The sequence below is a fragment of the Lactobacillus gigeriorum DSM 23908 = CRBIP 24.85 genome (genome assembly GCF_000296855.1).
Lineage (GTDB): Bacteria > Bacillota > Bacilli > Lactobacillales > Lactobacillaceae > Lactobacillus > Lactobacillus gigeriorum.
In genome coordinates, this window is record NZ_CAKC01000063.1 from 1 (window position 1) to 14,384 (window position 14,384).

Annotated in this window: 13 protein-coding genes and 1 pseudogene; 10 read left to right on the forward strand and 4 right to left on the reverse strand. The window is 37.8% G+C overall.

The genetic code is table 11. The features are described from left to right. The first annotated feature begins 59 nt into the window (after positions 1-59). The gene (locus BN52_RS06470; RefSeq protein WP_008473591.1) at positions 60-338 is read left to right on the forward strand and encodes a DUF3232 domain-containing protein; all 279 of its coding nucleotides are present in this window, start codon (positions 60-62) and stop codon (positions 336-338) included. A gap of 105 nt (positions 339-443) precedes the next feature. Next, positions 444-1,274 (forward strand): IS982 family transposase, encoded by an 831-nt coding sequence (locus tag BN52_RS06475; protein ID WP_008473592.1) that lies wholly within the window; start codon positions 444-446, stop codon positions 1,272-1,274. On the opposite strand, the gene BN52_RS06480 is transcribed toward BN52_RS06475, so the two are convergent. Next, on the reverse strand, positions 1,267-1,809 hold the full coding sequence (locus tag BN52_RS06480; protein WP_008473593.1) for a hypothetical protein: 543 nt from the start codon (positions 1,807-1,809) through the stop codon (positions 1,267-1,269). The two genes, BN52_RS06475 and BN52_RS06480, sit on opposite strands and share 8 nt — an antisense overlap. Positions 1,810-2,011: 202 nt before the next feature. Between BN52_RS06480 and BN52_RS06485 the strand changes: the two genes are divergently transcribed. Further along, on the forward strand, positions 2,012-3,025 hold the full coding sequence (locus BN52_RS06485; protein WP_008473594.1) for a hypothetical protein: 1,014 nt from the start codon (positions 2,012-2,014) through the stop codon (positions 3,023-3,025). A 481-nt stretch (positions 3,026-3,506) separates the two neighbouring features. Here the strand turns inward: BN52_RS06485 and BN52_RS06490 are convergent. Together BN52_RS06490 and BN52_RS06495 are read right to left on the reverse strand one after the other, a co-directional pair. After that, positions 3,507-4,823 (reverse strand): annotated as a pseudogene (locus tag BN52_RS06490) (RNA-guided endonuclease InsQ/TnpB family protein). A 62-nt stretch (positions 4,824-4,885) separates the two neighbouring features. Then, a complete protein-coding gene (locus BN52_RS06495) occupies positions 4,886-5,428 on the reverse strand; it encodes an IS607 family transposase (RefSeq protein ID WP_008473597.1) in 543 nt (180 codons plus the stop codon). A gap of 1,217 nt (positions 5,429-6,645) precedes the next feature. Here BN52_RS06495 and BN52_RS06505 point away from each other — a divergent pair. The 7 genes from BN52_RS06505 to BN52_RS06530 all read left to right on the forward strand — a co-directional run bounded on the left by BN52_RS06505 (position 6,646) and on the right by BN52_RS06530 (position 13,330). Then, on the forward strand, positions 6,646-7,776 hold the full coding sequence (locus tag BN52_RS06505; RefSeq protein WP_008473599.1) for a YncE family protein: 1,131 nt from the start codon (positions 6,646-6,648) through the stop codon (positions 7,774-7,776). Between the two features lie 130 nt (positions 7,777-7,906). Next, the gene (locus BN52_RS09865) at positions 7,907-8,059 is read left to right on the forward strand and encodes a teichoic acid D-Ala incorporation-associated protein DltX (protein ID WP_082621078.1); all 153 of its coding nucleotides are present in this window, start codon (positions 7,907-7,909) and stop codon (positions 8,057-8,059) included. Positions 8,060-8,075: 16 nt separating this feature from the next. Next, a complete protein-coding gene (dltA, locus tag BN52_RS06510) occupies positions 8,076-9,587 on the forward strand; it encodes a D-alanine--poly(phosphoribitol) ligase subunit DltA (protein WP_008473600.1) in 1,512 nt (503 codons plus the stop codon). Then, on the forward strand, positions 9,587-10,831 hold the full coding sequence (dltB, locus tag BN52_RS06515; RefSeq protein WP_008473602.1) for a D-alanyl-lipoteichoic acid biosynthesis protein DltB: 1,245 nt from the start codon (positions 9,587-9,589) through the stop codon (positions 10,829-10,831). Before dltA ends, dltB begins: the two co-directional genes overlap by 1 nt. A 33-nt stretch (positions 10,832-10,864) precedes the next feature. Beyond that, the gene (gene dltC / locus BN52_RS06520) at positions 10,865-11,104 is read left to right on the forward strand and encodes a D-alanine--poly(phosphoribitol) ligase subunit DltC (RefSeq protein ID WP_008473604.1); all 240 of its coding nucleotides are present in this window, start codon (positions 10,865-10,867) and stop codon (positions 11,102-11,104) included. Then, on the forward strand, positions 11,097-12,386 hold the full coding sequence (gene dltD, locus BN52_RS06525) for a D-alanyl-lipoteichoic acid biosynthesis protein DltD (protein WP_008473606.1): 1,290 nt from the start codon (positions 11,097-11,099) through the stop codon (positions 12,384-12,386). The genes dltC and dltD overlap by 8 nt, the downstream gene beginning before the upstream one ends. Further along, complete coding sequence (locus BN52_RS06530) at positions 12,386-13,330, forward strand: serine hydrolase domain-containing protein (RefSeq protein ID WP_008473607.1); 945 nt, start codon at positions 12,386-12,388, stop codon at positions 13,328-13,330. Before dltD ends, BN52_RS06530 begins: the two co-directional genes overlap by 1 nt. Before the next feature lie 60 nt (positions 13,331-13,390). On the opposite strand, the gene BN52_RS06535 is transcribed toward BN52_RS06530, so the two are convergent. After that, on the reverse strand, positions 13,391-14,227 hold the full coding sequence (locus BN52_RS06535) for an Rgg family transcriptional regulator (protein WP_008473608.1): 837 nt from the start codon (positions 14,225-14,227) through the stop codon (positions 13,391-13,393). Between the last annotated feature and the right edge of the window lie 157 nt (positions 14,228-14,384).

A 14,384-nucleotide genomic window follows, 5' to 3' on the forward strand; every position in this document is an offset into this window, starting at 1 on the left:
AATCTGGTATTGTTTAAATTCTTAGCTGTTTCGTATTTCATAATTTAAGATTATAGCAGATGTTTCGCAGTAACTCTAATGATCAATTGACTGCTTGGCGTAATGAGATGGATGGTCAGAATTATCGCATTTTGGCACAAAACTTAGATCATGAGCGCTCAAATATTCATGATTTTTGCTTAATGGATATTAAATTACTTGACCGGTTGGCGGATATAAATAAGCAAGAATCGTTTGTAATGAGTCAGAAGACCAATCCTGATCGAACAGATTTTGGGCAAGCGATTGTGAAAGCTTGTTGCGAAAATACTTGTAAGATATTTGCGAGCTTTAAGTAATGAAAGAAGGATACGCGTGGTGCTAGTTAAATCATTTTAACAAAAAAATCCAATTGGATTAGACTCGAGTGGGTAAAAATATTAATAGAAAAGAGTCTGATCTAATTGAACCATTTCAAGCTTAATCGTTTTTCTCGACTGAATGCAATCTGTCGTTCCTTGTATAAGCTTTATGCTCCCGACGAATTGAAGCATCGCAGAAACGTCGATCAGGTCAAGCTTTCCGACAGCTCTATTCTGGCATTGCTTATTTGGCAGGCAGAAATTGGAATCGAATCTCAGAGAAGATTCTGTAGTTTTTTCGTCGGCTTGTCTCATTCTCGCTTCAATCGCCGGGCAAGAATGCTTTTGCCCTTGATTCGCTGCATTCGTCAGGCTTGGAATCAGGAAGTAAATACAACTGGAGAGCTTTTGATTATTGACATTCCCGTTCCGCTTTGCCAGCCTGTTGGCAATTATCGCGTCAAAATCTTTCGCGGAATAGCCGATATTGGCTATAAAGCCACGAAGAAAATCTACTATTACGGCTTCAAGGTCCATGCAATAGTAAGCGACGATGGCTATCTGCTCGACTATGCAGTAACCAAGGCATCGGTGCACGACTCCAAGGAAACCGTAGAGCTCATGGCAAACGCTCATCCAAGCAGCCGTTATCTATTAGGCGACGAAGGCTACTTAGGAAGAAACTTGGCCAGCAAGCTTAAAAGCAAGGGCTACGTGCTTTGGACACCGTATCGAAGAAACATGCAGGGAGTCAAGAGGCATAACGATCATCAATTGATGGCGATTAGAAGAACGATTGAAAGCGACTTTTCATTGCTCAGCTACTACAACGCAGAAAACAATCGAGCAAGGAGCATGGCTGGCTTTGCTCAGCGCCTGGAAGTAGCGATTTTAGCTTACAATATGGCATATTGGCTAGAAAGATTTAACTAGCACCACGCGTATTTAAATAGAGTTTATATCCCCAGCTAGTAATTACAAGATAGCCATAAACAGCAAACATCATAGCCAACAATATCTGACTTTTATTTAGTCTAGTTAAAAATGAGCCGTTGTGAATGCTCAATTGAGGTGCTAGGAAAAGATTAATAATTACCCAGATAGATGCTAGCAATCGAAAAATAGGTTTTTGAATGTTGCCATAGTCGTTGATTGTAATAGGTATCAAAGATAAAAGCATTGTTGCGAAGTATAGCAAGAAAAATAAGGGCGCAAGATCAGTAGATAGATTAAGCAATAGTTTAAATAACTCTACATAAACGTGGATGAAAGCATAAGGGACAACTAAAATATTCCAAACTTGTGACCAATTTTTGCTTCCTTTTTTCAACAATCCGTAAGCAAGGATAGAAATAATACAATAGACGATATTTATAACAGGATCATGTTTTGTTGCCAACAATGCAGCTATAGCAGCTGTAAACAATAGTTGCCACGGCAATACTCTTTTTATCTTTGATTCCAACAAATATAAACATCTCGATTCATTCAAAATAGCAAATGACATAATTTTTCTAGTTAACGTACTTTTGCAAGCGCTATACAGGTAATAATTATACACCTTGAAATGTCAATTAGGTCACTATTTATTTGGGGATGTTTTATAATAACCCAATAAGATAGCTTTTCAATTTAACTAAAGAGTGAAATAACAGAAAGCGTGAATTAACATGAATTTAGTAAAAGTTGAACTTGCCGATCAAGCATTCTTCTGGGGAAATTTACTACAAAAGAATGCAGATTGGATCGCTTTACAAGCAATAGACGACAATTATGTATTAGATGGCATAACCATGATCAAGTCCACAATAGTTAAGCATATTAAAACCGATTTTTCTGAAAAAGACCGTGCTGATGTACATGACTATTATAATTTTTCGAAACTAACAGAAACTTATGGAAAGTTGTCCTTTAATGAATTTATTCGAGCTTGCAAGAATTCGCTAATTTCTCTTGAAACTCAAGCAGGAACTTCGTATCAAGGAAAATTGATAGAAATATCTAATGGTTCAATTAAACTAACAGAATTTAGAGATTATGTGCTTGAACCTTATGCTTTGGAAATTCCTTTGACTGATATTCAGGTTATGTCTTGTCATAGCATTGACCTGGAAACAATAGCTGCTTGGCTTGATCATCAAGGTAGTGATGAGAGCAGTGATTTGATCGAAATTCATCTTGACCATTATGGCGATAAGCGCGTAGACGAATCAGCCATAGGTAAAGTAGTAGCAGAAAATTCAAAGTATGCCTTAGTTGAAGTTATTACTAATCAAGGGCAGTTTGCTTCCTATACTGTTTTTAACAAGGATTATTCAACTCATGTTAGTGAAAACAATGCCACGCTTAGATTTTTGACTTTTGCCAAAAACTATCAGCTTGCTAATGGTAACTATGATCCTCACCAATTGGCAAAACAAGTACCGCAATTAGATGATGATTTAGCGAAAATGCTCACCCAAGACAAGGTAATAACCTTAGATGCATATGATTATACTGCCAACAATCAGGGGATAATTACTAAAGTTGGTGATGATTTTCTTGAGCTAATGGTTTTTGATGAAGATGACCAGCCATCTGAAAATCAAAGCTTTGCATACAAAGACTTGGTAAGCATCGATCTTGTAAATTATCTTGACTCGGCGTTACTAGAAGATAAAAATAGTGAATCAATTCAAAAGTAATCAAAAAGAAGCTTATGGAACAGTGTTTTAAATTCCATATAGCTTCTTTTTTTACAAATTAACATTGATGCTATTTCTTGTGCTTAGAAAATGCAAATGCAATAGTTATAATTACTGCGACAAATCCAATCCCTATCCATGGCATATTCCAACCCAAAGGAGTAGATTCGAAACTTGGTTTAGCTATTTCAAAATCTTGTCCAGTTAAAGATATATTTGCAAATAGAGCCAATAGCAACATTCCAATACATAAGGTCACAATTGTCAAATAATGTTAGAAAATATTAGGTCAATGCAGTCATTTTGCTTTATCTGACTGCATTTTCCTAAGAACGCGATCTTTTTCAACCGATATCTGCCCTCAACCTTTTTAAGCGCTCCCCTTGTCCATTGCGACAAGCGAAACTATAAGGACGACTTTACAAGAGCGTCAACCCAGGCTGAATTCGGTCGCCTGCTATTTTCTTCGTCAAGTGGCCCCTCAGATGAGAGCGGACCATTTGACTGGGCGTAACACTACGTCCGCTATTCCATCGGCTAATGAAACCTTTGGAAATGCTTTTCTGATTATCTGGAAGGCTCCGTTGACGTCCGCATTGATCAGTCGGCCGTCGTTGGATCTAAACAGGCCGCGACTAATGCGCCGATTGACGGAGCTTTTTCCCTGCTTTTTGCGGCTCTTGTTGCCATTTTGCCAGCAGGGCTGTTCATGGTCTAAGGCGCTGGTTTGACTGGTATAGGACTCGTTGGATTCCTGCTAGGTTGGCCTTGTACTGAAGCATCTCGATCATAACCTTGTGGGGAATGCCAATAAAGTTCTGGTTGCTCTTCCTGCCCATGTCTGAGCTTCTCTTCCACGACTTGTTGTTGCCAATGACGATTGTGTTTGTCTCACAGCTTAGCGCATAGTCGACGATGCGCTTGGTGGCTTTGTGGGCAAACTGTCTGATCTTGGCATTGCGCCAGGCTGTCAGTCTCTTCATGGCCTTGGTTTCCTGGTAGACGGGCTTTTTTCCCTGCTTGGTATCGATTATGCTTTCAAGTTGATGATACCTTGCCTGCAGGGCCTTTAGTCTCGATCGCTCCTTGTTGTAGTACTGGTTGACCGATTTTATCCCTCGGCCGTTTATGAGCAGAGGAGCGTTCTTGGTATTGGTCACGCAGGCAAAGGCATTGTCTACGCCGGGATCGATTCCCAGATATTTCCCATTGTCCGGCAGATAGGCAATATTCTTATTGATCTTATATTGCACGATCACCTTATATCCACCATAAATGGGTTTAAAAGCTACTCTTTGAATCATCTTCACTTGTGGGGCAGCTTTAACTTAAAATCTAGCTTAGGTATGACCAGCCAGCCGTCCTTAACCTTAGCGTTTTGGTTGGTGACAAAAAAGGTATGCCTTTGACCCTTGCGCAGATACCTAGGCATTCTTGGCCGACCGGTAAACCTGCCGGGATTGGCCTTATATGCCTTTAGGGCCTTAAGCCATGCCTGCCAAACGGTATTGACTTCCTTCAGGGTCTGCTGTGCCGACTGAACGTAGCCCAAACCGTGGTAGAGCATAGACTCTCGCGCTTGATACCTTCGCTTGAACCGGCTGTCTAGCTCACTGTAGCCTTTGACGTATCTCTTCTTGAAGAAGCCCTGACGCAGGTCATAGAGGGCTCGGTTATACAGATCATGGCTAGCGTGGCTAAACTGATCGAGCAATGCAGTAGCTGGTATCAGATACTCGCTAGACAGGTGGCTGTACTGAACCGAGTTTCTTGGAACTTCCTTGTTTTTCTTAGGCATCGAATTCGCCTCCTTTCCATAGCTATTGTCTCAAAAAGTAACGGCAGGATGCCCGGCTCGCTCTACGACTTTTTAGAAAAACTGCTAAGCAGAGCGGTGATCTCCTCCAAGAGCTCCTGTTCATCGGTTTTAGGATTCATTTCGTCTGAAATCACTTCAATTTCAGTGCCATAGTTTTTGAAGAGGTATTCAAACAAGTCGAAGCCTACACGACTCAAGCGATCCTGATGAGCAATAATGACACGCTTTACCTTGCCTGCTAGGATTAGATCAAGCATTTTGAAGAACTGCTTGCGGTTTTTGAAAGAAATGCCACTGGCAATGTCTTGAAAACGAGCATCAACTTTAAAGCCCTTGCTCTCGGCAAAATCAGCCAGCTCCTGCATTTGATTGACTAGATCGTTTTTCTGCTTGTAGGTTGAAACTCGACTGTATAAAACGGTCATTCTGCTCGAGCGCTTATTCTTAAGCAAAAAAACCGAATCGTCATCGAATTCGTATTGACCAGTCGGCAGCCTGGTGGCTTCGAGAATTCCTTTTTCGCGATAGCGCTTCAAAGTTGAACGGCTGATTTGAAGCAGATCCATTACTTTTCCAGCCTTCATATTATCATCTCCTTTAAAAATATTGTATCATACATATTCACAATTGATCAATAAAGCAGTAAAAAAATAAGCAATCGATCCAAATGATTGCTTATGAGATAATTAATATGATTTTTTAACTATATAGGATTTATGCTACCGTGCAATTTCTTTATTAAAATAAGGATAATTTTCGAGTAGATCATGATAAAAGCTGATAATACAAAGATTACGAGCATTACAAAAGTCGATCCATTCATTAGTTTTCACCTCTTTTATATTTTGGCTGGGAATACTGAATCATACAATTTCACTTATTATATTTTTTGAACAAACGCCAATCTAAATATAAAAAGGGAAGAGAAACAATCACAAAAATTCCTAAAAATGCAAATCTCCATGGCAGTGAAGCCATGTAAGTATCCCAATCAAAGATATAGGGATAAAATAGGCAACCTAATATCCAGATAAAAAAGAACTTCATTTTCCAATCAAAGAATTTACCTGATTTTCGAACATAAAGTTTTTCGGGATTGGTAAGTAAATAGTATACGGTGTATGAAAAACAAATAATCAAACTGATAAAACATATTGCTCGTAGTATGTTAATCATTTTAGCCACCTAATTTCTTTGTAGCACTAAACAAAAAACACTTTCCTATCATAAATTATACTCTGTGAAGGGATAAACTTCCAAAAAAGGCATAAGAAAAAGGCTCGCTGGAGATGCGAGCCTTACTAGTTTCATCTACTTTGGAGGAGTAAGAATGAATGAAATAAAAAAGTGGGAGTATGTGTAACAAGTTCTACCGCCTTGCTACGATTTATATAATAGTCGCTAAATGTGAATTAAAGTTGTTTTATTTCTTATGAAAAGGTAAAGATTTTTATGCCTTTTTATAAAGATCGAAATTAGGGCAAAAGAAAAGCTCACGTTTAGCGTGAGCCGAAAGGGATAGATATGAAATTGGCCATAGGCCAATCTTTTTATTTTCATTATTTACTTGGAGGAGTATGAATGAAAAACAAAAAGTTGAGTTACAACGGATGAGAATAAGCTCCTCATTTGTTGTATCTTTATATTAGTATCTAAATGTGAAGGATTTGTGACCTAAATGTTTCAATTCTTTTAAAAGTGTAAAATAAATTGACAAAGATTAGTAATTATATTGTTTTAAGGTAAGCACGATATTTTTTGTTAGAATAACATATAAAAAATAAATCTGAAAGGTAACGCATTGAAAAAGTTAGGAAAATTATTACTACAATTATTACTAGTTTTTATTATTTTAGTTGGCGTTGGTGCTGGGAGTTATTTTGGCTATCAATGGTATCAACGCTATCAAATGGAACAAAATCGACCAACGTTAGCCAAAGCTAAGGATGGAACGAACATCAATGCGGCATGGTTTGACGAGAAAAACTATCGCCAGCAGCTTCAAAAAAAGTATCCGTTTATTAATAAGGTCGCTAATTATGTTCCTCCTCGTACTTGGACCGGGAAAGATGCGATTATTCCAGGCTTGGAAACTACGAAAAGCTACAGCTTTAAGCAAAAGAAGCTGTCAATTGCTGACAAAATGACACCACAAGGGTTAACGGTTGCTGATAAATATCTCTTGATTACGGCTTATGATGGCGATCATGAACATGCTTCTGTGATCTACATTTTAGACAAGTCTACAGGAAAATATCTTAAAACCGTGCAAATCAAAGGTCGGCCTCACCTTGGAGGAATAGCTTATGATCCAATTGCCAAAAATATTTGGATTACTGGTTCAATGGGCAAAGCCTCCGCATTAATGGCTTTTTCACTTAAGACGCTCAAACGTTATCATGGTCACATGCCGATAGAATATGATCACCAAATATCTATCCCTTCGCTAGAACGAGCTTCAGCTTTGACATATTACGATGATCAATTGTTTGTTGGCCTATTCAATATGTACGGACGAGGCAAGGTTGCTAGTTATAACATTTCGCGCAGTGGTCCGCACAATGGGTCGATTACTAATAATGAAATCAAATCAGTTACGGGCAATGTCAGTTGGTCTGATCCTAGTGGACAAACATCAATGGATAAGCAAATTCAAGGAATTGCTATCTATGATAACAAGATTTTCTTGAGTCAATCATATGGTGGGCAAGACTCCAAACTCTATGTTTTTCCAATTACGGCATTAAACGAACTAGATGAAAAAAATGCTGAGCTAGTAATTGATCTACCACCATATTTGGAACAAATTACTGCTTATAAAGGGCAATTGCTTTGTATTTTTGAATCGGCTTCGAACCAATACGCACGCCCCGATATTATGGTAATGGATAGAGTTTTGTCATTAAATATCAATGCTTTATTTGGATATTGAGTATATAGGTATAGATCTATAGGGCTATTTTCTAACGATTTTATTAAACCTGCAGGATAAATTATCACCTTGAAATGATTTGTAGTAACATATTTGTAAAGAAACTAAGAAAACTACTGAGGGGAAAAATATGAAAGACACAAAAAAAGTTGATTCTCGGGGCAAGCGAATAGGGATGTTTGTTCTGAAGACCATTCTTTATTTTGCAATTCTCATGTGCCTAGTATATTTGTACGAATACAGTGGGTTGAACTCAGTTCACTTTATTTATAACGAATTCTAAGGTAGGTGGGATTAAAATGGTTAATATTATCAAGAAAATCGATGAAATAGCTGTTAAGGATCCTGAACGCATTGTTTATGATTATCTCGGTCAAACTAATACTTATGGCGAGTTGAAACAACGTTCGGATGCTTGGGCACATGCAATTAGCCAACAAAATTTAGCCAAAGGTGAACCAGTTATGATCTGGGGCGGTCAAACCTTTGAAATGATTGCTAGCTTCTTAGGCTGTGTGAAAGCAGGTCATGCCTATATTCCAATTGCAAGCTATTCAAATGCGGAACGTTTAACGATGATTCAAGAAGTTTCGCAAGCAAAGCTAGTCTTGGCAATTGATCCATTACCAGATGTTGATCTTGCTGGCATGACAGTCTTGCAAGCTGAGGATGTCAAAGATAGTACGCAAGCGCCTGATCCAGCAGAATTTGTAGCTGGAAATGATAATTTCTACATTATCTTTACTTCAGGTACTACTGGTAAACCTAAGGGTGTGCAGATTAGTCATGATAATTTGTTGAGTTTTGTTGATTGGGAACTAGCAGATTTTGATTTGCCAGAACACCCAAGCTTCTTAGCTCAAGCACCTTACTCATTTGATTTATCAGTAATGAGTTTGTATCCTGCTTTAATGGCTGGAGGAAAATTGGTAGTTTTGCCACATGATGTAACGCAAAACTTTGCCCAACTATTTATGACTTTGCCAAAAATGCAGTTTAATGTTTGGGTATCAACGCCATCATTTGCACAAATGTGCTTCTTGGACAAGACTTTTGATGGTGAACACCACCCAGACTTAACGCATTTCCTATTTTGTGGTGAGGAATTACCTCATACAGAAGCAGAAAAATTGAAGCAAAACTTTCCAAAGGCTCATATTTTTAATACTTATGGTCCAACGGAAACGACTGTTGCAGTAACACAAGTAGAAATTACTGATGAAATTTTGGCTAAATATGATCGTTTACCGATTGGTAGAGTCAAGGAAGATACTAAGATCACCATTGATGAAAGTAAAGGCGAAAAGCCAGGCGAAGGTGAAATTATCATCAGTGGACCTAGCGTTTCTAAAGGTTATATGAATAATCCCGAAAAAACCGAAGCAGCCTTTTTCAAGCAGGATGATGCGGAATATGCTAGCTATCGTACTGGGGATGCCGGCTTCTTTGATGGCGATATGCTCTTTTATCGCGGTCGAATTGACTTCCAAATCAAGTTTAATGGATATCGTATCGAACTTGAAGAAATCAATTTCTACCTAAGCAAGAACGAATTGGTGCGTTACGGCGTAGCAGCACCAAAGTATAGCAAGGATCACACCGTACAACAGATCGTAGCTAAAATCGAATTGAAAGATGGCGTTCGTCGCAAGTACTCTGATGCGGAATTGACTAAATTGATTCGTGCGGATTTGGCTAAGAACGTAATGCCATACATGATTCCACAGCGTTTTGTTTATGAAGATGCTTTGCCAATTTCTCAAAACGGTAAGGTTGACATCAAGGCTGTTATCAAGGAGGTTAACTCATAGTGAACTTTAACTTCATTAACATGCAGCCTTACTCGAATCCACAGTACTTCATCTATCTATTGTTGGCATTAGTGCCAATCATAGTTGGTTTATACTATGGCAAGCGCCTAAAAACCTATGAAGCTATTTTCTCATTGCTCTTTTTATTCTTGATCTTTGATGGCGATCATTGGCAAGAGGGCGTCAATTTAATTCTGTACTTGGTATACGAGTTCATTATTACTTTTGCGTATCTGCGTTACCGAACTAAAAAGGGTAGTCCTAATAAGAGTTGGATTTTTAACTTAGCAGTCATCTTGGCGATTTTGCCACTGACGGCGGTTAAGATTTTAATTCAGATGCCGAAAGGAACAGTACCTTTTGTCGTTGGCTTCTTAGGAATTTCTTACATTACCTTCAAAAACGTGCAAGTTATTATGGAAACGCGCGATGGGGTAATTAAAGAAATCGATCCTGGAACCTATGCTCGTTTCTTGCTCTTCTTCCCTACGATTTCATCAGGACCGATTGATCGTTATCGGAGATTTAAGCAAGATTTTGATAAAGCTCCAAGTCGTGAGCAATATCTTGATGATTTGCAAATGGCGGTGCGCTATTTATTCCAAGGCTTTTTATATAAGTTTATTTTAGGCTGGTTCTTTGGAACTTATCTGTTGCCTAAGATTTCGATTGCTGGTTTGGCCACTGGCAATGCCGTAGGTGGGTTGAAACTATCATGGTGGGTCGTAGCTTATATGTATGTCTACACCATGTACTTGTTCTTTGACTTTGCAGGGTACTCCTTATTTGCAGTAGCAATTTCTTACTTTATGGGTATCCATACGCCGATGAACTTCAACAAACCATTTATTTCCAAGAACATCAAGGATTTCTGGAATCGTTGGCATATGACTTTATCATTCTGGTTTAGAGATTACATCTACATGCGCTTTACTTTCTTTGCGATGAAGAAAAAGCTAATCAAAAACCGAATTCGCTTATCACAAGTTTCCTATCTGTTGCTATTCCTAATTATGGGTTTCTGGCACGGATTAACATGGTATTATATAGTTTATGGGCTGTACCACGCTACAGCGATCATCATCAACGATTATTGGCTGAGATTCAAGCGTAAGCATAAGGACAAGATTCCATCAAACAGGTTTACTCAATGGTTCGCCATTTTCTTGACTTTCCAAGTGGTATGTTTGGGTATGTTAATCTTTTCCGGATACCTTAGCCAATTATGGTTTGGATGGAAATAGGATTATTTATTAGTCGTTTTGAGAGGTTTTATTATGAACACTAAAGAAGAAGTTTTAGCAATTTTAGAAGAATTAACTGGTGAAAACTTAGCAGATCAAATGGACGAAAACATTTTCGACAATGGTTTGCTTGATTCAATGGCAAGTGTCCAAATGTTGCTCAGCTTACAAGAAAAGTTTGGCATCGATGTACCTGTTTCAGAATTTAACCGTGAAGACTGGGATACTCCAGCTAAGATTGTGGCAAAGGTGGAAAGCTTAGAAAATGAGTAATAAACGCCGGCTGTGGCAAATATTTGGCCCAGTTCTTTGCGCTATTATCTTATTATTAGTAGTATTTTTGCTACCATGGGATAGAACTTTTTCAAAGGAAGATATTTTTCAAGCTGCTAATTCGCAAACCGTAACGGTGTTTAAGGGCGTTAAGATGAAGCAAGAAGCGTTCGACGATCACTATGTGCCATTTTACGGTTCATCAGAATTGTCACGTTTGGATCCATTACACCCAAGCGTAATTGCACAAAAGTACCACCGAAACTATCATCCATTTTTACTTGGGGGACCTGGTAGTCAAAGTCTAGTTCATTTCATCGGGATGCAAGGAACTAGCAAGGAACTGAAAAATAAAAAGGCAGTGGTGATTATTTCACCACAGTGGTTCACTAAACAAGGGCAAAACCCACAGGCTTTTGAACTTTACTACTCACCACTTGAGACGATTATGTTCTTGCTTAGCGCTAAGAACAACAAGGCTGATCGGTATGCGGCGATGCGAATTGCCTCAATGCCAACGATGAAGAGTGGCGTAATCAAGAATTCCTTGAAGAAGGTAGCTAAAGGTCAGAAGCTGTCAAAATTTGATCGTGTTTGGTTAAAAGGTCGCTTACGGATGCTTGAAAATGAAGATAAATTCTTCAGTGCGTTCCAACTACGTGACCGAATTCAAAAGATCAATAAGCGAGCAAAATTATTGCCTGATAAGTATTCGATCAAGGGCTTGACAGCGGTAGCTAACCAACAAGCTGAACGTCACACTAGTTCAAATCGGTTTGGCATTGACAATAATTTCTTTAGATCACGGCTGCCACGTAAGGAATTGTGGAAATTGCGTGGTAGTCAACGGAAATTTGACTATGTCAAGTCGCCTGAGTACAGCGATTTTGAGTTAATGTTGCATCAATTTGCAAAGCAACATACGAATGTCTTGTTTATCATTCCACCAGTTAATGCAAAGTGGGCTAAATATACTGGACTTTCACAAATGATGTATCAAAAATCGGTTGCTAAGATTAAGTATCAGTTAGCAAGTCAAGGCTTTGAAAACATCGCTGATTTGTCTAAAGATGGAAATCGCCAATACTTTATGCAAGATACGATTCACTTAGGTTGGAATGGCTGGGTAGCGGTTGATAAAGCGGTTAAACCATTTATGGCGGAACCTAATGGCCGTTATAGCTATGCTATTAGTAATTACTTCTATTCTAAGAAGTGGCAGGATCAAACTAAAGTTAAGCAAGTTGACTTTGCTGATAAAGCAAATTTAAAAGACAAATAGTGCGCCATGCAATTGATCACCTTGGAGTAAAAGGGTCAGTTTTAGCGATTAGAAATGGCAAGACTTGGCTCAAATTTGCTACAGGAAATCAAGTTGACACTAGTTATTTGATTAATTCGGTTCAAAAATCGATGACAGCAGCGATGATTATGCGTGAAGTACAGAAGGGCAAGTTAAAGCTGTCAACGAAGTTAAGTAGGTTCTATGAAGGTATTCCAGGAGCTGATCAGGTTCGCATCAGCAACCTACTTAATATGACTTCGGGCTTAGATTTAAAGCCGGGAGAAAAGCTTGGTGAGGATATCTTTAGATCGGATGAAGATAATTTCCAAACTGATATCAAGAAAACCAGCTTCAATCCTAAAATGCTAGGTAAATGGCATTATACTTCGATTAATTACGTTTATCTTTGCGGTATTCTAACGCAGTTAACGCATAAATCATACGAACAGTTGTTCCGTGATACGTATATTAAGCCGCTACACTTAAAGCAAACCGAATTTTTGTGGAGTTCAAAAAAGAAATTGCTAGCAAGCAACTGGGTACCTAGCTATGAGAAGGTTGATGGCCAATACCAACATGTGCCTCATGCTGATGCGATCAAAGATGCGCATGATGAATTGGGCGCAGGTTCAATAGTTATGTCAAATACTGACTTAGCTAAGGTAATGCAGCTGATTTTAACCAGTAATTTCTTAACGAACAAGAGTCGCGAACTTTTGTATCATAGCGTCGCACCATCGTACTATAATGGCGGTTTTTATAATTTGAAGCGTTATAAGATGGCCAATGGTGCAGGAGAAGGATATTATACATTCTTTAGAAGCACTCATGATGGTAAGACGATGTTGATTGTGCAAGCCAATCACACTGCTAAGGGAAAATTCGTAAAAATCAAAAAGAAAATCAATCGGATCATGGATTTTTTGACATATTTTGATTGATTTTGAGCACTGAGCTAAGAAGCTTGGTGCTTTTTTTAGTCTTTTTATAAAAAATATGTATCAATTTTGTCTTTGTAATTCCTTAAAGATTGTAGAGTAGTGTTCACCGGTTTGTTTCAAACCTATTTCAAATAAAAAATCAATAATTCGTGTTACTTTACTGCTATCTTGGGATTGATGATAATCTATCAATCCATTTAAAAATTGTCTACCTATTATCACCTGAGTTTCTCGATCTGGCAAAGAAATTTGATTCAATTGTAGCAATAATGTTCTAGCATACGAATAACTATTTAATCTAAATAATCCTATTACTGCTTCTAATAATGTTATACAAGCAAAGTGTAACGTTTCGTCTCCTGCATTTCTACAAAAATCTATATTTTCAATTACTTGGGATGAAACCTGAAAAATAATTCTTGGACTAACAATCGGAATTATATTGCTGAACAAAGATAAGTACTCCTTAGACCAGATTGTAATTTTAGATAATTGCTGATTCAATTTATTTTGATCTGCGATTGGAAAGATATTTTTGTGTGTAAGTCTAAAGTATAGAGCACAAGCAATGGAAGCATAGTCTAAGTCTATTAAATCATTTTTGTTATGAAAGTTCTCTAACAACTTAAGTGCCGTATTTTTTAGTGCATTTTCGTCACGTTTCTTCAACGATTGCTCTATTTGCAAAGCAATTTCATCTTTAGGATCGATTTTAGCCAAGGAAATATATTCTTCTGCAGAAATATTTATTCTTTCAAATAGCTTGATTGTAGTATAAAAATCCATGTGTCCATTATTATTTTCCCAACGTGATAGCATCGGAATAGAGCAGATGTCTTTAGATATCTTTTCAAGAGAAAGTTTTTGCATTTTTCGTAATTTTTTAAAAAGTTGCATTGTTCTCACCTAATATAAAAATACTTGTATTTTTTATCATATATGAAAAAAATCGACTTATCAAATTTATGTTAATGGTTGTAAGTGTCAATATTTTTGCGGTAACCCATAAACCATTAGTCTAATCTTGCTTTCTTAAATATTTATATGATTTAAA

Coding starts and splice junctions, on each gene's coding strand:
- BN52_RS06470 (WP_008473591.1), top strand. CDS start 60: ATGTTTCGCAGTAACTCTAATGATCAATTGACTGCTTGGCGTAATGAG.
- BN52_RS06485 (WP_008473594.1), top strand. CDS start 2,012: ATGAATTTAGTAAAAGTTGAACTTGCCGATCAAGCATTCTTCTGGGGA.
- BN52_RS06495 (WP_008473597.1), bottom strand. CDS start 5,428: ATGAAGGCTGGAAAAGTAATGGATCTGCTTCAAATCAGCCGTTCAACT.
- BN52_RS09865 (WP_082621078.1), top strand. CDS start 7,907: ATGAAAGACACAAAAAAAGTTGATTCTCGGGGCAAGCGAATAGGGATG.
- dltA (WP_008473600.1), top strand. CDS start 8,076: ATGGTTAATATTATCAAGAAAATCGATGAAATAGCTGTTAAGGATCCT.
- dltC (WP_008473604.1), top strand. CDS start 10,865: ATGAACACTAAAGAAGAAGTTTTAGCAATTTTAGAAGAATTAACTGGT.
- dltD (WP_008473606.1), top strand. CDS start 11,097: ATGAGTAATAAACGCCGGCTGTGGCAAATATTTGGCCCAGTTCTTTGC.
- BN52_RS06535 (WP_008473608.1), bottom strand. CDS start 14,227: ATGCAACTTTTTAAAAAATTACGAAAAATGCAAAAACTTTCTCTTGAA.